We start from the raw sequence: 21,832 nt of genomic DNA, 5'->3' as shown, positions 1-21,832 counted from the left end.
CAACCGCGCTACCCGGTGCCGTCGGTTCGGCCCTGATCGAATTCCGGTGCCAGCAGGGGCAATTCACCTGCGGCCACGGCATCGACGGCCTGCGGATCGAGTTCGAAGAGTTCGCGCAACGCCTCGGCGTAGCTGTCGCCGCCGGGCGCGCTGGCCAGCTGCTTGACGCGCACTGTCGGGGCGTGGAGCAGCTTGTCGACCACCCGCCGCACGGTGCGGGCGACCTCGTCGCGCTGGGCGTCATCCAGGCCCGGCAACCGGTTGTCCAGGCGCAGCAGTTCGGATTCGACGACGTCGGCGGCGCGCTGGCGCAGTGCGGTGACGGTGGGCGTGACCTCCGACATCCGCTGGCCGGCCAGGTAGCTGGCAACCTCGGCGGCGACAATCTGCCGGGCCGCTTCGGCGTCGGTGGCAGCGGCCCTGGCCGACGGCTCACGCTGCACGCGGTCCATGTCGATGACCGCCACCCCGGGCAGACCCGCCACCGCGGGGTCGACGTCGCGGGGCATGCCCAGGTCGCAGAGCACCAGCGGAGCTGCGGTCTCATCGCGACGGACGCTGGCCAGCGCGTGGTGCACATCGGCCAGCGAGACCACCGGACGGACCGCGCCGGTGCAGCTGACCACGACGTCGGCGGCGGCCAGCGCGGCAGGCAGCTCCTCAAGGCTCAGCGCCTGCGCTGTGGCGCCCTGCTGGCGGATGCTTTCGGCGAGCCGCTCGGCGCGGGGCAGCGACCGGTTGAGGACATCGATATGAGTGATCCCGGCGCGCAGCAGGTGCGCGACCGACAGCCCGCCCATCGATCCGGCGCCGACGACGGCGGCGGTGCGTCCGGCCAAGCCGTCCGTTCGGCCGGCGGCGATGTCCAGTGCGACCGACACCACACTGGCGCCGGCGGTGTCGATCGCGGTTTCGGAGTGCACCCGCTTGCCCACCGACAGCGCGCGCTGGGACAGGTCGTGCAGGATCCGCCCGACGGTCTTGTTGGCTTCCGCGGTGGCGTAGGCACGTCGGACCTGGCCGAGCACCTGTTGCTCGCCGATCACCGCGCTGTCCAGGCCGCTGGCGACCGCGAACAGATGCTCGACGGCGGCTTCGGCGTAGCGGACGTAGGCGTACTTGGTCAGATCGCCCATCGGCATGCCGGAGTGCTCGGCGAGCACCTGGCCGATCGCCGACAGACCGCCGTGGAAGGCGTCGACCACCGCGTAGACCTCGACGCGGTTGCAGGTGGACAGCACCATCGCCTCGGTCACCAGCGGTGACTGCAGAAGCTGATCGACGATTTTGAGCTGGTCCGACTCGTCGGTGGACAGTTGCTCGAGAACGGAAACCGGAGCGCTGCGATGCGAAACTCCGAACAGCAGGACGCTCACGGCACGATCACCTGGCCCGCTCCCTCGCTGTGACGGAATGCTCCGTTAGTGAAACTTAGTTCCACGGTAAACGCTGCGCAGGCGGCTGGCCAAATTCCGCCGGTGTTCACCGCTGAGACAGGTCGGCGCGGAGCCTGTCGACATCGACATCCCAGTAGCTGTGCTCGCGCCCGTCGAGCAGCACGACGGGCAGCCGGTCGCCGAACTCGGCACGTAAGGCGTTGTCCCCCGCGGCCGCAGCGGCGTCGACGTCGGTGGCCGACAGCTCGAAATCGAGTTCGGCGGCCAGGTCGGTGAGGCGCCCGTAGACCTGCCGGCAGAGGGTGCACCCGGCCCGGGTCAACAGCTCGACGTGTGCGCGGCTCATCTGAGCCAGTGTCGCAGTTAGGGTTGACCCATGGGTTCCGGGGACCACGACGAGGAGCTTGCCGGTGATGCCAGCGCGGAGCTGGCCGTCGACGAACTGGTCGCCGAGCAAGCCAGTGCGGTGGCGCGCGACGCGAGCATCGCCGCGGTTCGCGAGCCGGGGCCGGCGGCCGCCGAGCCGGCCGTGCCGCCGCCTGCCGACCTCACCGCGGCCGCGTTCTTCGACGTGGACAACACGCTGGTGCAGGGCTCGTCGCTGGTGCACTTCGGCCGCGGACTGGCCGCACGCAAGTACTTCACCTACGGCGACATGGCCAAATTCATCTACGCGCAGGCCAAGTTTCAGCTCACCGGCCGGGAGAACAGCGACGATGTCGCCGAGGGCCGGCGCAAGGCGCTGGCGTTCATCGAAGGACGGTCGACGGCCGAACTGATCGCTGTCGGCGAGGAGATCTACGACGAGATCATCGCCGACAAGATCTGGCCGGGCACCCGGGCATTGGCGCAGATGCACCTCGACGCCGGCCAGCAGGTGTGGCTGGTCACCGCGACGCCGTACGAGCTGGCCGACACGATCGCCCGCCGGCTCGGTTTCACCGGCGCGCTGGGGACCGTCGCCGAGTCGGAGAACGGGGTCTTCACCGGCCGGCTGGTGGGCGACATCCTGCATGGGGTGGGCAAGGCACACGCGGTGCGGCAGCTGGCCATTCGCGAAGGGCTGAACCTCAGACGCTGCACGGCGTACTCCGACAGCTACAACGACGTGCCGATGCTGTCGCTGGTGGGCACCGCGGTCGCGATCAACCCCGACGCCGATCTGCGCGAGCTGGCCCGCGAGCGGGGCTGGGAGATCCGCGATTTCCGCACCGCACGCAAAGCGGCGCGCATCGGGGTGCCGTCGGCGCTGGCGCTCGGCGCGGTCGGCGGTGCGCTCGCGGCGGCGGTCTCGCGCCGGCGCTGATTCACAGCGTCCGCCATACCCGCTGATAGGCTCCCCGGGTGTCAATCGCCAGCGACATCATCGGAACCCACTACCGCTACCCGGACTACTACCTCGTCGGTCGCGAGAAAATCCGCGAGTACGCCAAGGCGATCCAGTCCGACGATCCGCTGCACTTCAGCGAGGAGGCGGCCAAGGCCGCCGGTTACCCCGACGTGGTGGCGCCACTGACGTTCATCGCGATCCCGGGCCGCCAGGTGCAGCTCGACATCTTCCGCAACTTCGATGTCGGCATCAATATCGCCCGCGTCATTCACCGCGACCAGAAGATCAAATTCCACCGCCGGATTGTGGCGGGCGACAAATTGTTCTTCGATTCGTGGCTGGACTCGGTTGTCGAATCGCACGGCACGGTGATCAGCGAATTGCGCAGCGAAGTCACCGACGAAGAGGGCAAACCGGTGATGACGACCGTCGTGACAATGATCGGCGAAGCCGGGGGCGACGAGGAAACCAATGCTCAGGTCGCGGCCATCGCCGCGGCAGCAATGGGCAGGCAACCCTAGCGCGCAGCGACCGCGCTCAGCCGAAGAACATGTTGCGACGCTTGGTCAGCAACTGATACAGCGTCTGCTGGATGGTCTCGCGCACCTGATCGGTGAGGTCGAACGTGATCATCGGATCGTCGGCGGCGGCCTCGTCATAGTCGGCCGTCTCGATGGGCTTGCCGAATGCGATGTGCCACTTCGACGGTAGCGGGATCAGCCCAGCCGGGCCGGCCAGTGGGAACAGCGGCGTGATGGGGAAGTAGGGCAGCCCGAGCACCCGCGCCAGGAGCTTGACGTCGGTGATCATCGGATAGATCTCCTCGGACCCGACGATCGAGCACGGGATGATCGGCGCCTTGGTGCGCAACGCCGCCGAGACGAAGCCGCCCCGGCCGAACCGCTGCAACTTGTAGCGGTCCCGGAACGGCTTGCCCAGACCCTTGTAGCCCTCCGGGAAGACGGCGGTGAGTTCCCCGCCGGCGAGCAGACGATGGGCGTCGGTGGTGCACGCCATGGTGTGCCCGGCCTTGCGGGCGATCGGGCCGAGCATCGGCATATCGAAGACCATGTCGGCCGCCAGCAATCGGACGTCCCGATTCGCCGGGTGATGGTCATGGACCGCCACCGACAACATCAACCCGTCCATCGGCAACGTTCCGGCGTGATTGGCGACCACCAGGCCGGCGCCCTTTTTCGGCAGATTCTCGATGCCGCTGACCTCGACCCGGAACCAATTCTGGAAAAGCGGCCGGAGCAACGGCAATACGATCGCATTGTTGAACATCGGGTCGAACCCGAATTCGTCGACCGAATAGTCGCCGGTGAATCGTTTGGTCACATACTCCGCGACGGCCGAAATGCGTTGCGCCAGTTCATTGGGCGCATCTTCGGCAACCCCGTTTCCCCCTGGCCCGCGCCGCGCGTCGATTTCCCGGACGACGGCGGCGATCTCCTCCGCCGAGGCGCGGGTGCCCGGGTCGGACAGCAGCGAGGGATGACGGCGCGCCGCATCGGCACGCTGCGCAGCACGACGGGCCGCCGCGACTCGACTCGTATTCGAGTGCAGCGGAATCACTTTCGCCTTTGATTCACCCGCCACTTCGGTACCCTCTCCCCACCATTGGCCCCTCAGCCGCCCCACCGCTGCGCAACGGCGACCGCGCGACTCTCCACAGATCGTACCCATTTCGGGTCGATGATCGGCGTCAAACCTCGGCCGCGCACATAGTCGTCGAACGCCTCCATCGTCGTCCATTTCGGCGCGAAGCCCAACTCGGAGCGCATTCTGGTGGTGTCCATGACCCGGCCGTAATTCAGCCAATCCATCTGGTCACGGTTGAGGTCGGAAGCCCGGCCCGCTCTTCGCAACGAATACAGTGCCCAAACCGCGGAATTCGGCAATGGAATCGCAACGCGGCCGGACCGCCGAACCGCTTGCGACATCATGATCACGCCGTCGGCGCCGATGTTGAAGGTGCCCGATTTGCCGGCCATCGTCGCCCGCTCCAGCGCCCCGAGTGCGTCCTGCTCGTGCAGCAGCTGCAGCCGCGCATCGTGGCCGAGCATCGTGGTCACCAGCGGGCCGGCCAGGTACCGCGACAGCGCGGTGTCCATGCCCGGGCCGATCATGTTGGCCAGCCGCAGAATCGTGACCGCGATGTCCGGCCTGCGCCTGCCGAGTCCGCGGGCGTAGCCCTCGATGTCGATGCTGTCGCGGGCGAACCCTTCCGCCGGTGGGCGGCGGCTACTGCTGTCCTCGGTGAACGCCACCGGGTCGTGCGGGTGCGAGCCGTAGACCTCGGAGGTCGACTTAAGGATCACCCGCCGCACCGAGGGCGCCTTCTGGCACGCCGCGAACAGCTGCATGGCGCCCATCACGTTGATCTCCTTCAACGTGGCGCGCCCACCCGATCGCGGGGCGTACGAGGCCGCGGCGGCATGCACCACGGTGTCGACTTCGCCGTTGCGGATCACCTTGGCGATGAACGGGTTTCGAATATCGGCGCGCACGAACTCGGCGCGGCCCATCCGGCGCAGCAGATCCTTGCTGGGCGCGACGGCGTCGACGGCGATGACTTTGTTGATCAGCGGGTTCTGCGCCAGACGCGCGGTGAGGTACCCGCCGAGGAAACGGCACGCTCCGGTGACCAGCACGACCTTCGGGTAATGCGGGGCTTCGTTGTCGATACCGCCGGAAGACATCAGGACAGCCTATCGGCCTGCGCGAAACCCGGCACGGCTCGACGAGATGGCCGAGCCAGGCCGGGTGCGACGACTACTTGCCGAGTTTTCTGCGCTGGACCCGGGTACGACGCAGCAGCTTGCGGTGCTTCTTCTTCGACATGCGCTTACGCCGCTTCTTGATGACTGAACCCATGAAAATCCGCTACCTAAATCCTCGCAGTGCCTGCACGAGAGCAGGCTTCTTGTGTCCCGGACACCTTACCTAAGCAGGCATCCGGAACGGAAAACGACCTGGTGCCGACGAGCCGGCAAGCGTGCGATGAACGCCTGCGCGACGAGCTCGCTAGCCCGCGTCGAAGTACGACGTCTCCAGCAGATCGTGAACGGCCTTGGCGTGCACCCGGAACGACCTGCCCACCCGCACCGCTGGCAGCTCGCCGTTGTGCACCAGGCGGTAGACCGTCATCTTGCTGACGCGCATCAGCGCGGCGACCTCGGCGACGGTGAGAAATTGAGCTCGAGCGGCGGGCGGGTTGTCGGCGCCGGCATCACGCGCCGATTTTCCAGCCGAATCCCGCGCTGATGGCCCGTTCATAGACGTCATCGCAACCCAATCCGTCAGGCACGGGCAGTTCCAGCGGCTTCCCCACCGCTGGCACCCAGCCGTGCATACACGAGGAGAATAGCGTGGCGGATGGGGTTACTGCGACGGGTGTGGGTCAATCCATCAGAAATTCTTTGAACTACTCTGATGTAATTCCTAGCTGCTCAGAGCGGGTTTTTGCGGCATCGATGGCAGCTGCGAGGGCCGCCCGCAGCCCACCGTTCTCGAGTTCCCGCAGGCCAGCGGCAGTGGTGCCGCCAGGTGATGTGACCATCGCCCGCAGCCGGGCCGGCGACGTGTCCAGGCCGACGTCTTCGCCAGCAGCGCGCTGACTATCGAGGCGTTCCAGCAGCATCGCCGCGGATCCGGCCATGGTCTGCACGGCGAGGTCCGTCGCGACGGCCCTCCCGAGCCCGTTGGCGACCGCCGCGTCGACCAATGCTTCGACGAACAGGAAGAAGTAGGCCGGCCCCGAACCGGAGACGGCCGTGACGGCGTCCAGTTGGCTCTCCGGGACCGTCAACACGTCGCCGACGCAGCGGAACACCGCCGCGACGTCAGCGAGCTGCTCAGCGGTGGCGAAGCGCCCCGGCGCCATGGCGCTGACGCCCGCACCGACCAGAGCCGGTGCATTGGGCATCACCCGGACGACCGGTGATCCGGCGGGCAGCCGCGATTCGTAGAAGCCGATCGTCACCCCGGCGGCGACGGTCACGAAGACCTGCTCGACGCTGTCGCCCTCGGCCAGGGCGGCGGCCTCCGCGATCTCGGCGACGACGGACTCGGCGTCACCGGGCTTGACCGCCACGATGACGAAGGTCGCGGTCTCCACCGCCTCCGACACCGACGCCAGCTGGATCGAATACTTCTCGCCCAGGTAGTGAGCACGCTCCGGCATGCGTTCGGAGACGACGATGTCCTTCACCTGCCGGCCCGCCCGAAGCAGTCCCGCAAGGATCGCCTCGCCCATACTGCCGCCGCCGATGATCGCGATTCTGGCCATGGGCAGACCCTATCGGCCGACCGATGCGGGCCGCCCGCGGCACGAGGAGGAGGCCGATGAATTCGGCCTGGGTCGGCCGTTCGAGGTCCCCACGATTTCGGCGCGCTTCGCTGGCCCGACGGCGTTGCGCGCCGACGTCACTGGGCGGGCACCAAGGCCAGCTGGCGGGTCTGCACGATGATGCGTCCGGCGCTGTCCACCACGGTGTGGTCCTCGTCGAACCAGTCCTGGCCGATCTGGGTCGTCGTGCACGCCACCCGCAGCCAACCCTGGTCGGGCATGCCGCGCAGGTACGCCGTCATCTGCACCGTCGGCGCCCAGCCGCGGCGGCCCACCGCGTAGCACGCCGGCACCGAGATGTCGCCACACATCAACGCGAACAACACGTCCACCGGCCCGTCCTTGGGCCGCACCCAGATCTTGAACACCGGCGCACCGGACTCGGTGTGGGTCTCGTCCAGCTCGGGGCGGATGTCGCAGCCGCGCGCCAGATTGTTGATCGCCGCCGCCGGATGGCCCGGGCCGATCGGCTCGATGTGCTCCGGCGGCTCGACGCTCATCAGCGGTGTCACCGGATTGGCCGACAGCAGGGGCTCGACGTGATGTTCGGGATCGCCAAGGGTGACGACGCTGCGCACGCAGGTGCGCCCACCCTGGGTGAGGGCGACGTCGACCAAACCGATTCGGCGTCCCCGCTTCTGCACGGTGGTGACCAGGCGAACCGATCCGGGATCCGGCGCCGACAGGAAGTCCGCCGACACCGCGACCGGTTGGAACTGCGGGTCGCCATACGCCGCCCGGGCGGCGTTGGCGCACAGCGCCAGCATCACACCGCCGTGGATCTTGGGCCCAATTGTCCAGTGCTCGTTGAGGTTTGCCTCGAAACCATCCTCGACGGGGTGCAACATCATCGCGTCGGCGAACCGGGGGTGCATCAATGCCTTTCTCACACAACAATTCCGCGCGCCGCGGCACTCACCGCAGCAGGTGGGTGCGCGCAAACTGCAGCGATTCGACCAGCAGCGCCTCGCGCTCGGCCTTGGTGCGCGCACCCGAGGTGGTGACCTCCAGGATCACATGCCCGGTGAAGTCACTCGCGGCCAGCATCTGGCACACCTCGGCGGTCGGCTGGGTTCCCCGGCCGGGCACCAGGTGTTCGTCGGTCGAGGCACCGTTGCCGTCGCACAAGTGCAGGTGCACCAGACCCTCACCCATCCGGTCTGCCATCTCCAGGGCGTCGGTACCCGCCGTCGCGGTATGGGACAGGTCCAACGTGTAGTGCGCATGGTTGCCATCCAGCGGGTCATACGACGGCGCGAACGCCGAAATGCCCACCCCCGGACGGCCGCCGCGCTTGCGCATCCGCTCGATCGACGAGTCACCGGAGCCGAAGAACCTGTCGGCCCGGAACGGGAACATGTTCTCCACCGCCACCAGAACGTCACTGCGGCTTTCCAACTCGGCGACCTGTTCGCTGAACCCGTCGGCGTAGCGGCGCTGCCATCGGAACGGCGGATGCACCACCACGGTCTGCGCGCCGAGCCGCTCGGCGGCCTGCACGCTGCGGGTCAGCTTCGGGATGGGATTGGCACCCCACACCCGCTGGGAGATCAACAGGCACGGCGCGTGCACCGACAACACCGGCATGTTGTACCGCCGGGACAGCTTGGCGATGGCGCCGACGTCCTGGCTCACGGTTTCGGCCCACACCATGAGTTCGACTCCGTCGTAACCCAATTCGGCCGCATACTCGAATGCGGCCTCGGTCCTCAGCGGATAGACCGAGGCAGTCGACAGACCGACCTTGATGGCTGGGCGCACTGAGGGATCAGGTCGATTGCAGCAGCGCCAGCGGGCCGAGCGTCACCAGCGCACCGACCGCCACGGCGATCAGCGTGCTGGCGATGTCCTCGGTCTTACGGACGATTCGGACGGCGATCACCAAACCGAGGATGACCAACACCGACAGCACCAACGCGACGATGTTGTTCCACCGCCACAGCTGGTCGAACGCGATGAACAGCCCGGCACCGAACGCGACGGCCAGGATCGACTGCCCGGCCACCAGCAGCCCGCGCCAGAGCGCGGTGAGCTTGCCTTCGCGCGGATGGTCCGCCTGGGTGTCGAGGTCTGCCGATGCCGCGTCGTCATCGTGCTCGTCGACGGCCACCCCGCGGCGGGCGAGGTCGTCCGCGACGGTCTGGCCGCTGAACAGGGCGCCTGCCGACGACCGCAGATAGGACTGCAGCTCGGCGGCCTCGTCGACCTGTTCGTCGGCGGTCAGGTCGAGCACCGGCGCCGCCTCGTCGACCGGGTCGAACGCCATCTGCTCGGCGTCGGAGTCCGATTCGTCGACGGGGGTGGGTTCGGGCCGGCGCTGCGGGCGCGGGTCATAGGCGCGCTCCGGGCCCGGCTCGCGTCGCGGCAGCGGGCGCTCCGAGCGCGGCGGCGGTCCGTCGAACGGCCGCTCCGGCGCCTCGTCCTCGTGTTCCTCGTGTTCCGCAGTCTCGTCGTCCTCGACCACCGCCGTCGCGGCGGCCGAGCCGTTGGTGACGGCAGACGGCTGGGCAGGCGGCGCAGGCTCGACCGGCTCCTCGGCGACGTGGTCCTCGCGGTCCTCACGCACGACGGGCATCTCGCCGGTCCGGAAGATCGGGATCTCACCGGTCAACTCGGCGACGGTCACGGCGTCACTGTTACCGCGACGACGACGGCGGCGCCCCCCGACCGGCGGTGAGCCGATCGTTCCGTTCTTCGCGAGCAGCTCGGCCACCGAGATGGGCCTGCTGTTCTCGCTGTCATCTGGTGCTGTCATCGTGTGCCTCTCGATCGGGCAGTCGACCGATCAAAATTTTTGCTTCCAGCATCCCCCACGGCGGTTTCCACCAGGGCAGTTCCGTCAGCTTCACTGTCGAGTCGGCGCAGGATGAGACCCTCGCGCAGCGCCCACGGGCAGATGTCCACGGATTCCAATGACAGTGCTCGCATGCTCGCCTCCGCCACCAGAGCACCGGCCACTATCTGTGGCGCCCGCTCGGCACTGACTCCCTCCAACTCGGCACGATCTGTCGTGGTCATCCTAGAGATGAAAGATATGAGCTGCCTCAGGCCGTTGAGGGTCAGCGTTCGTTTAACCCTGGGCCCGGCACCCGACGGGGCGGCGCCGGTGAGCCGCGCCAGCGACCGGAAGGTCTTCGACGTGGCGACCGCGAGGTCCGGGAGGCCGGCATCCAGGACGAAGGAACTGGCCTCGGCCAGCTCGTTGTCCAGCCAGTCGCGCAGCATCGCGACCCGGCGGCGGCCCGGCGGATCGTCCGGGAGCCACTCGCGGGTGAGCCGGCCCGCGCCCAGCGGCAGCGACAGTGCCACCTCGGGCGCTTCGTCGACGCCGTTGGACAGCTCCAACGAGCCGCCGCCGATGTCGAGGTTGATGATGCGACCGGCGCTCCAGCCGTACCACCGGCGCACCGCCAGAAACGTCAGCCGCGACTCGTTCGCACCAGACAGGACCTGCAGGTTCACCCCCGTTTCGGCGAGCACACGCGCCAGGACATCCTCGGAGTTCTTGGCGTCGCGCACCGCGGAGGTGGCGAAGGCCATCAGGTCGGCGCAGCCCGAACTGGCCGCGATCTTGGCGAACTCGTCGATGGTGTCGATCAGCTTGTCGGCACCGCGGCGGGTGAGCTTGCCGGAGTCGTCGATCGCCTCGGCGAGCCGCAGCGCGGCTTTGGTCGAGCTCATCGGAGTCGGATGCCCGCCGCGGTGGGCATCGACCACCAACAGATGAACTGTGTTGCTGCCCACGTCGAGCACGCCTAATCGCACGTGAACAAAACTAGCCTGCGTTCCGCGCGCGGCACCTGCGACATGGGGCAAATGCCAGCGCGAAGGTGGCGCGCAGGTGGACTACGGTTGGGCGCTGTGACAGATGCGCACCCTGGCGAAGTTGACCTGGACTTCCCCCGCGAGTGGGTGGAGTTCTACGACCCGGACAATCCGGAACATCTGATCGCCGCGGATTTGACTTGGCTGCTGTCGAATTGGACGTGCGTGTTCGGTACGCCGGCCTGCAAGGGCACCGTCGAGGGGCGGCCGGATGACGGTTGCTGTTCGCACGGGGCATTCCTGTCCGACGACGACGACCGCGCCAATCTCGACGATGCCGTCAAACACCTGACCGACGAGGATTGGCAGTTCCGGGACAAGGGACTGGGCCGCAAGGGCTACCTCGAGATGGACGAGTTCGACGACAAACCGAGCCTGCGCACCCGTAAGTACAAGGGTGCATGCATCTTCCTCAACCGGCCGGGTTTCCCGACCGGCATCGGCTGCGCGCTGCACACCAAGGCGCTCAAGCTCGGGGTCGAGCCGCTGACCATGAAGCCCGAGGTGTGCTGGCAGCTCCCCATCCGGCGCGTCCAGGAATGGATCACCCGACCGGACGGTTCGGAGATCCTGAAATCCACCATCACCGAATACGACCGGCGCGGCTGGGGTGAAGGCGGGGCCGACCTGCACTGGTACTGCACCGGTGACCCGGCCGCCCACGTCGGTGCCAAGCAGGTGTGGCAGTCCTACGCCCCGGAGCTGACCGAATTGCTCGGCGAGAAGGCGTACTCGGAGTTGGCGGCGATGTGCCGGCGGCGTGGCGGATTTCCGCTGATCGCCATCCACCCCGCCACCCGCGCCGCGCAGTAGCGCACTATCACGCCCGGGCTCTCCAGCCCCACCAGGCGCTGACCGTAATTTGCTAGTTCTGCATCACTCTGTATAAAACTCGTGATCTTCGTCATCCGTCGCTGAGGTTGCCTTGTGACCTAAGTAGGGTTACGGTGCAGTTAATAGCAGTTCGGTGACTATGGGAGCAGATCTTCGCTGTGTTGGCTGAACAGTCTGATAATCAGATCTCAGTCGGTAACAGCCGCCCCAACTATCTTCGCCAAAACTCAACCGAATCGTTATTTGACGAGAGCAGCATCCCCCCGCTCTGGCAACAGGCGCAGGCTTCCCGACGCGAGACCCGGCACGTCCGGCACTCCAGGCGATTGATCTTGACTGATGCCGCCGTTATTTGCCTTGCCTCGGCAGCCACGACGATGGCGTTATTCGCCGGCCACCCCGCTGTCCTGCTGACCTACGCCGTTGGCTCAGCGGCACTGGCCGCCTCGTGGATGGCCGCGCTCGGCCTCACCGGATACCGCGTCCGCCGGGTGGTGGGCCGCGACGTCGGTGAATACATGAGCGTCATCCTCGCCACCCTCCAACTCTTCGGGCTGATCGCGATCGGTGCGCTGCTCCTGCACGTCGACGTGTCGCGAACCTATCTCGCCGTCGTCTTCGCCGTCGGCCTGCTCGGCCTTCTGACCAGCCGACTGTGCTGGCGCCGGGTGGCGGCCGCCGAACTCCGCCGCGACGAACACCAGATCTCGGTGCTCGTCGTGGGCAGCGCCAGGACCGCCGCCGACGTCGCCACCAACTTCGTGCGAGATCCCGGCGCCGGTTACCGCGTCGTGGGGATCTGCACACCCACCGGACCGACCGCACAGCACGACGGCATCGACGTCGACGGACGCCACATCCCGATCGTCGGGATCGACCAGGCGATCGTCGACGCCGTCCGACACACCAACGCCCACACCGTCGCCCTGACCGCTACCGACCATCTGCATCCCACCGAGATCCGCCGGCTGATCTGGGAACTCGATTCGCTGGGCGTGGACCTGATGATCGCTCCCGGCCTGGTCGACATCGCCGAGGATCGGCTGCACAGCCGACCCGTCGCCGGCATGGCGATGTTCGAGGTGACCAAGCCCCAGTACGACGGCGCCAACTCCGTGGCCAAGCGGGTGTTCGACGTCGTGTTCACCCTCGCCGCGATGACGATCATGGCGCCGGTGTTCTTCCTCGCCGCGCTCGCCGTGCGGCTCTCCGGACCCGGGCCGGTGTTCTACGCCTCCGAACGAATCGGGTTCAAGGGCACGACGTTCACGATGCTCAAGTTCCGCAGCATGGTCGACGGCGCCGACGCCGACGCGCAGGCGATGATCGCCGCCAACGGCAGCGATCCGGTGTTCTGGAAAGATAAGGACGACCCGCGGATCACCCACGTGGGCAAGATCATTCGCAAGTACAGCATCGACGAACTGCCGCAGTTCATCAATGTGCTGCGCGGCGACATGAGCGTGGTGGGGCCGCGCCCGCAGGTGCGCCGCGAGGTGGACTCCTACGACGATCTGGTCCGCAGGCGGCTGACGGTGAAGCCCGGACTGACCGGGCTCTGGCAGGTCAGCGGACGGTCAGACCTGCCCCTCGAGGACGCCGTCCGCCTCGACCTCAGCTACATCGAAAACTGGTCGCCCATCCGCGATCTGATGATCATCGCCAAGACCATCAGGACGGTCCTGAGCGGCGACGGCGCCTACTAGGCCCCGCCGCCAGGAACCCCCGGGGCGTCTAGCCCTCCAGCTTGTAGCCCAGACCGCGCACCGTGACCAGATGCACCGGGTTGGCCGGATCGGATTCGATCTTCGAGCGCAGACGCTTGACGTGGACGTCGAGGGTCTTGGTATCCCCCACATAGTCCGCACCCCACACCCGATCGATGAGCTGACCGCGGGTGAGTACCCGTCCACTGTTGCGCATCAAGTACTCCAGCAGGTCGAATTCCTTGAGCGGCAAGGTGATCGGCTCGCTGCCGACGGTCACGACGTGCCGTTCGACATCCATCCGCACCGGGCCGGCCTCCAGGATCGCGTCGCCGATGCCGGAGTCCTCGGTATCGCTGCCGCGACGCAGCACGGCGCGGATGCGGGCGATCAGTTCGCGGGCTGAGTACGGCTTGGTCACGTAGTCGTCGGCGCCGAGTTCCAGACCGACGACCTTGTCGATCTCGCTGTCGCGGGCGGTCACCATGATCACCGGCACGCTGGAGCGGGCCCGCAGCTGCTTACACACGTCGGTGCCGGTCATGCCCGGCAGCATCAGGTCGAGCAGCACGATGTCGGCCCCCGACCGGTCGAATTCAGCCAGCGCCGACGGGCCGTCGCCGACCACGGTGGCCTCGAACCCCTCCTTGCGCAGCAGGAACGCCAGCGGGTCGGCCAGCGACTCTTCGTCTTCCACGATCAACACATTGGTCATTGGCGTAGTGCCTCCTCGTCAATGGCCGAAAGGTCGGCCGGTTCGTCATCGTCGGTATGCGGATAGGCGGGAATGGACAGGGTGAACGTCGAGCCGGTGCCCGGCTGGCTCCACAGCCGGATGCTGCCGTTGTGATTGGCCGCCACATGTTTGACGATGGCCAGCCCCAAGCCGGTGCCGCCGGTGGCCCGCGAGCGCGCCTTGTCGACCCGGAAGAACCGTTCGAACACCCGCTCCTGATCGGCGCGGGCGATCCCGATACCCCGGTCGGTGACGGCGATCTCGATGTTGTCGCCACGACGACGGCGACTGATCGACACCTTCGATCCGTCCGGTGAGTATGCGATCGCGTTGGAGATCAGGTTGGCCAGCGCGGTGACCAACAGCGACTGGTCACCCAACACCCGGAACCCACTCGGCGCGTCGGTGGTCACCGTGATGTCAGCATTGTCGGCAGCCACTTTGTGCCGCGAAATAGCTTCGGTGACAACGGAATCGACGTCGACACTGTCGAGGTCGGGAAGCGGTTCGGCACCCTGCAGGCGGGACAGTTCGATCAGCTCGCGGACCATGTTCGCCAGCCGCTGCGATTCGGTGAGGATCTTCTTGCCGAAGTGGCGCACGGTCTCGGCATCGTCGCCCGACTCCAGCAGCGCCTCGGCCAGCACGCCCATCGCGGCCACCGGGGTCTTGAGTTCGTGGCTGACGTTGGCCACGAAATCGCGCCGGCTGGCCTCCATCCGGGCCTGCTCGGACTGGTCGTCGACGTAGACCACGACGAAGCGGGGATCCTGCTTGCTCAGCAGCCGCACGTGCCCACGCACCGACAGCCCCGACCGGCCGGCCGCCGCGCGCTGCGGCGCAGACAGGTCGACCTCGACGCCCTCACCGGTGGCGAGCACGCGTTGGGCAGCCGTCCAGGCCCGCTCGTCGAGCTGGCGGTCCCGCACGATGCCGAGTTCGGTGGCGCGGTCGTTGATGAACACCACGTCGCGATGGGAGTCGACGACCACCATCCCGATCGGCGCCAGCGACACCACATGCTGCAGCATCTGCGACACCGTGATGCCGGCTTCGGTGATCGCGCGGCGCTGCCTGCGTTCGAGGATCCGTGGGGTGAGTGCGGCCCCGATTCCGAGTCCGCAAGCAAGCGCTACCAGCGCTGCGGCGGTGGCCAGTAGTACCACCGAGCCAACACTCACAGGAAAAGGGTACGCATCCGGTGAACGTCATCCCAGCAGCGTGCGGCCAAATCGGTACACGTCACACTCTCAGCGCGCATGTATTCCGCCCCCGTTTACCCCGTGTTTGCCAAATCCGAGGTGAGCACCGGAATTACTTGGCGCCCTGGCTGGCGACCGCGGCCGCGCCGGCGGCGGCGGCCTCGGGATCCAGGTAGGTGCCGCCCGGCACCCGTGGCTTCAGATCGGCGTCCAGGTCGTAGCGCAGCGGTATACCGGTCGGGATGTTCAGGCCCACCACGTCGGCATCGGACATGTTGTCCAGATACTTCACCAGGGCTCGCAGCGAGTTGCCGTGCGCGACCATCAGCACCGTCTTGCCCGCCTGCAGGTCCGGGACGATCGTCTCGGTGAAGTACGGGACGAAGCGGGCCACCACGTCGGCAAGGCATTCGGTCAGCGGGCCGCCGTCGATGTCGGCGTAGCGCGGATCGGCGTCCTGGCTGTACTTGCTGCCCTTCTCGATGGGCGGCGGCGGTGTGTCGTAGCTGCGCCGCCACAGCATGAACTGCTCCTCGCCGTACTTTTCCTTGGTCTCGGCCTTGTCGAGGCCCTGCAGGGCGCCGTAGTGCCGCTCGTTGAGCCGCCAGTTGCGCGTCACCGGGATCCACAGCCGGTCGGCCGCGTCCAGCGCCAGGTGGGCGGTGGTGATCGCGCGGCGCAGCAGCGAGGTGTACAGCACGTCGGGCAGCAGTCCCTGCTCGGCCATCAGCGTTCCGCCGCGCACCGCCTCAGCGCGACCCTTGTCGGTGAGGTCGACGTCCACCCAGCCGGTGAACAGGTTCAGCGCGTTCCATTCGCTTTCGCCGTGCCGCAGCAGAATCAGTGTGGAGTCAGCCATGCCGGAATCCTCTCACGACCCCGTTTGGTCGTCCTCGTCTATGAGGTGCTCGAAGGCCGCCAGGTTCTTCAGCGATTCGCCACGCGACACCCGCCACGCCCACTCCTTCTGGATGGACGACTTGAAGCCCAGTTCCAGCAGGGTGTTGAAGTCGGAGTCGACGGCCTCGAGCACCTGGCCGAGCACCCGGTCCAGCTCGTCGGCGGTCACCGCCTCCAGCGCCATCCGCCCGATCAGATAGATGTCGCCGATGTTGTCCAGCGTGTAGGCCACCCCGTACAGCCGGCGGTTGCGCTTGAGCAGGAACCGGTAGACGCCCTGGTGGTTCTCGTCGGGCTGCCGGCAGACGAACGCCTCGACGCGCACCGAATGCTCACCGACGCTCAGCAGGGTGTTGGTCGTCAGCTTGCGCTCCCCCGGCAGCTCGACGATCAGTCCCGGCAACCCGCCGTGGGCGCCTTCGTGGCGGCTGTAGACCAGCCCGTGCTCGTCCAGCGTCTTCTCGATGACCTGATGCACGTCCGCGGCGCCGACGCGCGATCCGCCTTCGGCTTCTCGCTCGCCACTCACAGCCGCACCCCGCGCCGCATCGACCAGCGCCGCCCGTTGCGCTTGGCCAGCGCGTCACCGGCCGCGCGACGGTGTCGGGCGCTGGCATAGTCGTCGATCGCGTGGCCGTAGCTGGTCAGCAGTCCGTCGACGGTGTGCGCCCAGGAGAACCCCTGCGCGTGCTCGACGGCTGCTCTGCTGAGCTCGTCGGGGTCGCGGGCCAGCACAGTGGCGATCGCGTCGGCCCATTGGCCGGGCTCGTGGCCGGCGACCAGCGCACCGCTGACTCCGTCGGATACGGCCACCGGCAGCCCGCCGACCGCGGCGGCGACCACGGGCGTCCCGCACGCCTGCGCCTCCACCGCGACCAGACCGAACGACTCCGAATAGCTGGGCACGGCGACCAGATCGGCGGCGCGATAGACGTTGACGAGTTGCTCGCGCGACTGGGGCGGAAGGAATGTCACCCGGTCTGCAATACCCAGTTCCGCGGCGAGGCCCACCAACGCATCGGGCGCGGCCAGGCCGCTGCCCGACGGGCCACCGGCCACCAGCACCCGCACACCGGGCAGGCGGGCGGCGGCGCGCAACAGCACATCGGGTGCTTTGAGCGGCTGGATACGCCCGACGAAGGCGACCACGCGCTCGCCGTCGGGGAGGCCGAGCGCAGCTCGCGCAGTGCGTCGGTCGCCGGGGGTGAACGTCTCCAGATCGACGCCCGGGTACACCACATCGATCCGCCGCGGGTCCGCGTTGTGCAGCGAAATGAGCTGGTGTGCTTCATCTTCGGTGTTGACGACCAGCCGGTCGGCCTCGTCGACCACCTGCTGTTCGCCCACCGCGCGCAGCGGAGGCTCCGGCGAGTCGCCGTCGGCCAGGGCGGCGTTCTTCACCGCGGCCAGCGTGTGGGCGGTGTGCACCAACGGCACTGCCCACCGGTCGCGGGCCAGCCAGCCGACCTGGCCGGAGAGCCAGTAATGCGAATGCACGATGTCGTAGTAGCCGGGCTCGTGGTTGGCCTCGGCGCGCAGCACTCCGGCGGTGAACGCGCACAGCTGGGTGGGCAGGTCGTACTTGTCGAGTCCCTCGAACGGCCCCGCCACGACATTGCGCACCAGCACCCCGGGGGCCACCCGGACCAGCGGCTGATCCGACGACGACGTCGCCCGGGTGAAGATCTCCACCTCCACCCCGCGCCGGGCCAGGTGCAACGCGGTCTGCAGTACGTAGACGTTCATTCCGCCGGCGTCACCGGTCCCGGGCTGAGCCAGCGGGGAGGTGTGCACCGACAACACCGCGACGCGCCGCGGCATCGCATCGACCGAGCTGTCGCTCAGTTCCCGGGCGTGCCGCACGCCTCCATCTTTACACCCGTCGCGTTCAGGGCTTCGCGACGGTTCTGTGCCCGTCTCAGCGCGCCGATCGGATCGGCGTACAGGCCGCCCAGTGAGACGATCCCGGCGCCGGCCTCCTGCACCCGGTTGCCGAACGCGGTCACCCGGATATCGCGGTGCGGCAGCACCGACCGCTCGGCGAACGCGGCCTCGACCAACTGCATGCCCTCGGGGTATTCGGTGAAGGCCTGGCCGCCGACCACCAGATCGTCGGGGTTGAGCATGTCGCGCAGCAGGGCCACCGCGCCGCCCAGGACGCGGGCCCGCTCGGCAAGCAATTCCCGGGCGCGCGCCGCGGTCGGGATGTCGCCCTGGCGGGCGGTGCGCAGCAGCGTAGTCATCGACGCGCCGGGGCCGGAGCCGGGCACGATGCCACGCTCGCGGGCCGCGGCCAGCACCGCCTCGTCGCTGACTGTCGACTCCAGTTGCCCACTGCCGCCTAGTAATTCGGAGGTCACCGGCAGCGCGGCGATGGTGCCGGGGCCGCTGATCGGGCTGTGCACCCGGCCGCCGATCACCAGCGCGAAGCCGACGGTCTCACGGGCGTAGACGTACAGGCTGCTCGACGCCTGGGCCTGCGGACGACGCAGCCCGAGCAGCAGTTCGGCGCCGGCCATCGCGTCCACGTGGGATGCCACTGACACCGGCAGACCCAACGCCTCGGCCAGCACCGGGCCGACGGGGGCCTGTGTCCACCCCAACCGGCTGTGGTCGACGTGGCCCGTGCCGCTGTCGACCACACCACCGATCGCCACGCCGATCCATAACGGACGGCGGCGATGCCAGCGGCTCAGGTAGCGACGGGCACTGCCGGCCAACGACGCCAGTGCGGCAGCCTGACCACCGCGCGGCGTCGGGGTTTCGACCGCGTCCAGGGTGCGGCCGAGCAGGTCGGTCGCAACGATGTTCGTGGTGCGCGCGCCGATGTGGATGCCGAGAGTCAGGAACGGTTCGTGACGAACCTCGACCGGGACGCGCGGACGGCCGATCGCGCCCGACACGGCCAGATCGGCCCGCTCACGCAGGATCCCGGCATCCAGCAATGCGGCGACCTGCCGGTTGACCGTGGCGATCGACAGGTTGGTGACCTGGGCGATCACATCGCGGCCGATGGCGCCACGCTGGCGGACGGCCGCGAAGACCGATGCGGCAGCCCCATCGGGAACCCGCAGTGACGGGGCCACGACGTGGCGGCGGGTCCGCAGGGGATGTGGGCGGGCGGCGTCATGAACGGCGATGCGGGGCGAAAGAGCGACGGTACGCATGTGGGGTGTCCTTCTCGAGTCTCAGATGGGGGCAGATGCCACACCTGGCGACGTGAGCGGGACGAGAGGAGAAAGTCCGGTCGGGTCAGGCGCAGCAAGTCGCGTGACAACAACACGCGGTGTGCGCGACCAGACAACTGGTCAGACCGATTCGGATCACGTTGGCGAACTTAGCACAGTTACTAGAGTTGGTTCGATGATCACTCCAGACGCCCATTCCCGTGTAGCGGTAGTGACCGGGGCGAGCTCCGGCATCGGCGAGGCGACCTCGAGAGCTCTTGCCGCCCTTGGCTTTCACGTGGTCGCGGTGGCGCGCAGGGCCGATCGCATCGAACGGCTGGCCGACGAGATCAGCGGCACCGCCATTGTGGCCGACGTCACCGACGATGCCGCCGTCGCCGCGCTGGCCCAGCGCGTGCCGCGGGTGGATGTCCTGGTCAACAACGCCGGCGGTGCCAAAGGCCTGGAATCGATCGCCGAGGCGAACATGGACAACTGGCGCTGGATGTGGGAGACCAACGTCCTCGGGACACTGCGGGTGACGCGCGCATTGCTGCCCAAGCTCATCGAATCCGGTGACGGGTTGATCGTCACGGTCACCTCGATCGCCGCGCTCGAGGTCTATGACAACGGGGGCGGGTATACCGCCGCCAAGCACGCCCAGGGCGCTCTGCACCGGACGCTGCGCGGCGAACTCCTCGGAAAACCGGTGCGGCTCACCGAGATTGCGCCCGGGGCGGTGGAGACGGAATTCTCGCTGGTTCGTTTCGGCGGCGACGAACAGCGCGCCGACGCGGTCTACTCGGGAATCACCCCGCTGGTCGCCGCCGACGTCGCCGAGGTGATCGGCTTCGTGGCGTCACGGCCGTCGCACGTCAACCTGGACCAGATCGTGCTGCGGCCCCGCGATCAGGCCAGCGCCAGCCGGTTCAACCGCCGCTCGTAGCCGAATCGGTCGTCGTCGGGGTCGCCGTAGAGGTGGTCGCCGTAGAGGTGGTGGTGGAACTCGTCGTGGACGTCGCCGACGACGAACTCGTCGTTGTCGGGGTCGTCGTCGTGGGTGTGCCAGACAGGGTCGGCGCGTCGCTCGGGGTGGCCGGTGCGCTGCTCGGGATGCTGGTCTCGGGCTGGGTGTCGGACAGCGCCGACATGGCCTTCCATTCGTTCCAGTCCACCGCCCAGTCCCAGATGTCGCCGTCGGCGTAGGACAGCTGGATCGACGTGCCGGTCACCTCGACCGGGTCGCCGTACACGGCGGTGCCGAAGTACTGCTCGGCATCGCCGGTGGACAGGTTGATGCAGCCGTTGGTGACGTTGGTATTGCCCTGCGCACCGGAGCTGGCCGGGTTGGCGTGGATGAACTCGCCGTTGTTGGAGATCCGAACCGCCCAGCGCTCATGGACATTCGAATATCCGGCGGCCTGGTTCGTCATGTAGAAGTCGGCGTACTTCTCGCTGACGACGTGAATGCCGCTGCGGGTCACGTTGCGGGGCTTGTCGGCTTCGCCATAGCTGCACGGGAAGTCCATGATCACGCCCTCGTCGGTGATCACCTGGATGCGGTGCGACGTCGCATCGGCCTTGACCACCTGCCGGCGGCCGATCTCGAAGTCCAGCGTCGAGTCCGTCGCGCCGAAGGAGTCATCGCCGAACTTCACCGCGTAGAGCCGCGCGTCGACGTGGACCTTGGTTCCCGGTTGGTAGTACTCCTTGGTGCGCCAGTGCACCCGCGAGCCGCCCACCTCGTCGGGCAGCCAGGCCCAACTGCCCTCGTTCGGCGGCGTGGTGGTGACGGTCAGCGCCTTTTCGACATCCGGCTTGTGCTCGTCGTCGATCGCGGCGTCGAACTGCAAGATGATCGGCGCGGCCACCCCGACGGTCTGCCCGTCGGACAGCTGGAACTGGCCGTTGACCTGTTTGGTGGGGTTGATCGTGGTGAACGCCGCGGCGATCGGTACCGCCTGCCCGTCGCGTCCGACCGCCGAACCGGTCCAGGTGTAGGACGCGCCGTAGCCCAGCGGTTCGGTGACGGTGAAGGCGGTGCGATCGCGGTTGAGCGTGCCGGCCACGGGGTTGCCGTCGGCATTGGTCAGCGCGACGTGCTGGAGCCAGCCGTCTTTGACCTCGAGGCTCACTGGGTTGGTGGGCAGCACATCCTTGGCGTCGTCGGCCGGGGTGAAGTTCAGCGACGCCTTCGGCGGGGGTCCCTGCTTCTCGGCCTGTTTGCCAGGGCCACTCATGCATGCCGCCAGCGCACTGGGCGCGGCAACGCCGACCGCCAGCGCTGCCAAAGCGCGTCGCCGGTTGATCGGCGGTCGGTCGGCTGGGCTCACGTCAATCCAAGATACGGAACCCAGCCGCCCGGCGGCCAATCGGCGGAG

At 67.8% G+C, this 21,832-nt stretch carries 23 protein-coding genes; 5 read left to right on the top strand and 18 right to left on the bottom strand.

Going from position 1 to position 21,832, the window contains the following annotated elements:
• Positions 1-8 precede the first annotated feature (8 nt).
• Together AB4879_RS21050 and AB4879_RS21045 are read right to left on the bottom strand one after the other, a co-directional pair.
• The gene (locus AB4879_RS21050) at positions 9-1,376 is read right to left on the bottom strand and encodes a glutamyl-tRNA reductase (RefSeq protein ID WP_102805307.1); all 1,368 of its coding nucleotides are present in this window, start codon (positions 1,374-1,376) and stop codon (positions 9-11) included.
• Positions 1,377-1,482: 106 nt separating this feature from the next.
• Positions 1,483-1,743, bottom strand: a complete 261-nt coding sequence (locus AB4879_RS21045; protein WP_370509132.1) for a glutaredoxin family protein — start codon at positions 1,741-1,743, stop codon at positions 1,483-1,485.
• 30 nt (positions 1,744-1,773) lie between these two features.
• On the opposite strand from AB4879_RS21045, the gene AB4879_RS21040 reads away from it, so the two are divergent.
• Together AB4879_RS21040 and AB4879_RS21035 are read left to right on the top strand one after the other, a co-directional pair.
• The gene (locus AB4879_RS21040; RefSeq protein ID WP_102805305.1) at positions 1,774-2,703 is read left to right on the top strand and encodes an HAD family phosphatase; all 930 of its coding nucleotides are present in this window, start codon (positions 1,774-1,776) and stop codon (positions 2,701-2,703) included.
• 38 nt (positions 2,704-2,741) lie between these two features.
• The gene (locus tag AB4879_RS21035) at positions 2,742-3,248 is read left to right on the top strand and encodes a MaoC family dehydratase N-terminal domain-containing protein (protein ID WP_102805304.1); all 507 of its coding nucleotides are present in this window, start codon (positions 2,742-2,744) and stop codon (positions 3,246-3,248) included.
• 16 nt (positions 3,249-3,264) lie between these two features.
• On the opposite strand, the gene AB4879_RS21030 is transcribed toward AB4879_RS21035, so the two are convergent.
• The 9 genes from AB4879_RS21030 to AB4879_RS20990 all read right to left on the bottom strand — a co-directional run bounded on the left by AB4879_RS21030 (position 3,265) and on the right by AB4879_RS20990 (position 10,846).
• Complete coding sequence (locus AB4879_RS21030) at positions 3,265-4,329, bottom strand: lysophospholipid acyltransferase family protein (protein ID WP_370509131.1); 1,065 nt, start codon at positions 4,327-4,329, stop codon at positions 3,265-3,267.
• A 29-nt stretch (positions 4,330-4,358) separates the two neighbouring features.
• Positions 4,359-5,432 (bottom strand): SDR family oxidoreductase, encoded by a 1,074-nt coding sequence (locus AB4879_RS21025; protein ID WP_370509130.1) that lies wholly within the window; start codon positions 5,430-5,432, stop codon positions 4,359-4,361.
• Positions 5,433-5,505: 73 nt separating this feature from the next.
• Positions 5,506-5,607, bottom strand: coding sequence for a 30S ribosomal protein bS22 (locus tag AB4879_RS21020; RefSeq protein ID WP_003402602.1), 102 nt, complete (start codon positions 5,605-5,607; stop codon positions 5,506-5,508).
• A gap of 150 nt (positions 5,608-5,757) precedes the next feature.
• Positions 5,758-6,018: a helix-turn-helix domain-containing protein gene (locus AB4879_RS21015; protein ID WP_036343205.1), complete on the bottom strand. Its 261-nt coding sequence runs from the start codon at positions 6,016-6,018 to the stop codon at positions 5,758-5,760.
• A gap of 139 nt (positions 6,019-6,157) precedes the next feature.
• Positions 6,158-7,021, bottom strand: a complete 864-nt coding sequence (proC, locus tag AB4879_RS21010; protein WP_102805301.1) for a pyrroline-5-carboxylate reductase — start codon at positions 7,019-7,021, stop codon at positions 6,158-6,160.
• Between the two features lie 137 nt (positions 7,022-7,158).
• Positions 7,159-7,956: a thioesterase family protein gene (locus AB4879_RS21005; RefSeq protein WP_370509541.1), complete on the bottom strand. Its 798-nt coding sequence runs from the start codon at positions 7,954-7,956 to the stop codon at positions 7,159-7,161.
• A gap of 40 nt (positions 7,957-7,996) precedes the next feature.
• Positions 7,997-8,842, bottom strand: a complete 846-nt coding sequence (locus tag AB4879_RS21000; RefSeq protein WP_102805299.1) for a sugar phosphate isomerase/epimerase — start codon at positions 8,840-8,842, stop codon at positions 7,997-7,999.
• A gap of 7 nt (positions 8,843-8,849) precedes the next feature.
• Entirely contained in the window at positions 8,850-9,836 is a 987-nt protein-coding gene (locus tag AB4879_RS20995) for a hypothetical protein (RefSeq protein WP_370509129.1), read from the bottom strand.
• A complete protein-coding gene (locus AB4879_RS20990; protein ID WP_102805297.1) occupies positions 9,833-10,846 on the bottom strand; it encodes a Ppx/GppA phosphatase family protein in 1,014 nt (337 codons plus the stop codon). Before AB4879_RS20990 ends, AB4879_RS20995 begins: the two co-directional genes overlap by 4 nt.
• A gap of 51 nt (positions 10,847-10,897) precedes the next feature.
• Here AB4879_RS20990 and AB4879_RS20985 point away from each other — a divergent pair, with 51 nt between their 5' ends.
• Positions 10,898-11,719, top strand: coding sequence for a hypothetical protein (locus tag AB4879_RS20985; RefSeq protein WP_199189734.1), 822 nt, complete (start codon positions 10,898-10,900; stop codon positions 11,717-11,719).
• Positions 11,720-11,898: 179 nt separating this feature from the next.
• Positions 11,899-13,446: a sugar transferase gene (locus tag AB4879_RS20980; protein ID WP_370509128.1), complete on the top strand. Its 1,548-nt coding sequence runs from the start codon at positions 11,899-11,901 to the stop codon at positions 13,444-13,446.
• A 28-nt stretch (positions 13,447-13,474) separates the two neighbouring features.
• Here the strand turns inward: AB4879_RS20980 and AB4879_RS20975 are convergent, their stop codons facing one another.
• The 6 genes from AB4879_RS20975 to AB4879_RS20950 all read right to left on the bottom strand — a co-directional run bounded on the left by AB4879_RS20975 (position 13,475) and on the right by AB4879_RS20950 (position 19,451).
• Entirely contained in the window at positions 13,475-14,161 is a 687-nt protein-coding gene (locus AB4879_RS20975) for a response regulator transcription factor (RefSeq protein WP_036343195.1), read from the bottom strand.
• Complete coding sequence (locus AB4879_RS20970; protein ID WP_370509127.1) at positions 14,158-15,363, bottom strand: sensor histidine kinase; 1,206 nt, start codon at positions 15,361-15,363, stop codon at positions 14,158-14,160. The genes AB4879_RS20975 and AB4879_RS20970 overlap by 4 nt, the downstream gene beginning before the upstream one ends.
• A gap of 133 nt (positions 15,364-15,496) precedes the next feature.
• The gene (locus AB4879_RS20965) at positions 15,497-16,243 is read right to left on the bottom strand and encodes a phosphoglyceromutase (protein WP_370509126.1); all 747 of its coding nucleotides are present in this window, start codon (positions 16,241-16,243) and stop codon (positions 15,497-15,499) included.
• Positions 16,244-16,255: 12 nt separating this feature from the next.
• On the bottom strand, positions 16,256-16,762 hold the full coding sequence (locus AB4879_RS20960; protein WP_102805397.1) for a YbjN domain-containing protein: 507 nt from the start codon (positions 16,760-16,762) through the stop codon (positions 16,256-16,258).
• Between the two features lie 47 nt (positions 16,763-16,809).
• Positions 16,810-18,105, bottom strand: coding sequence for a D-inositol-3-phosphate glycosyltransferase (mshA, locus tag AB4879_RS20955; RefSeq protein WP_370509540.1), 1,296 nt, complete (start codon positions 18,103-18,105; stop codon positions 16,810-16,812).
• Between the two features lie 20 nt (positions 18,106-18,125).
• Positions 18,126-19,451, bottom strand: coding sequence for an ROK family protein (locus tag AB4879_RS20950; protein WP_370509125.1), 1,326 nt, complete (start codon positions 19,449-19,451; stop codon positions 18,126-18,128).
• A 196-nt stretch (positions 19,452-19,647) separates the two neighbouring features.
• Here AB4879_RS20950 and AB4879_RS20945 point away from each other — a divergent pair, with 196 nt between their 5' ends.
• The gene (locus AB4879_RS20945; protein WP_370509124.1) at positions 19,648-20,397 is read left to right on the top strand and encodes an SDR family NAD(P)-dependent oxidoreductase; all 750 of its coding nucleotides are present in this window, start codon (positions 19,648-19,650) and stop codon (positions 20,395-20,397) included.
• Here AB4879_RS20945 and AB4879_RS20940 read toward each other — a convergent pair.
• Positions 20,381-21,784 carry an Ig-like domain-containing protein gene (locus tag AB4879_RS20940; RefSeq protein WP_370509123.1) on the bottom strand — a complete coding sequence of 468 codons (1,404 nt, stop codon included), beginning with the start codon at positions 21,782-21,784 and terminating at the stop codon, positions 20,381-20,383. The two genes, AB4879_RS20945 and AB4879_RS20940, sit on opposite strands and share 17 nt — an antisense overlap.
• Positions 21,785-21,832 lie beyond the last annotated feature (48 nt).

Source organism: Mycobacterium sp. SA01, from assembly GCF_041287105.1.
In the GTDB taxonomy this organism is placed as follows: domain Bacteria; phylum Actinomycetota; class Actinomycetes; order Mycobacteriales; family Mycobacteriaceae; genus Mycobacterium.
The sequence above is the reverse complement of the archived record's forward strand: the minus strand, read 5'-3'. Positions and strand labels throughout refer to the sequence as shown.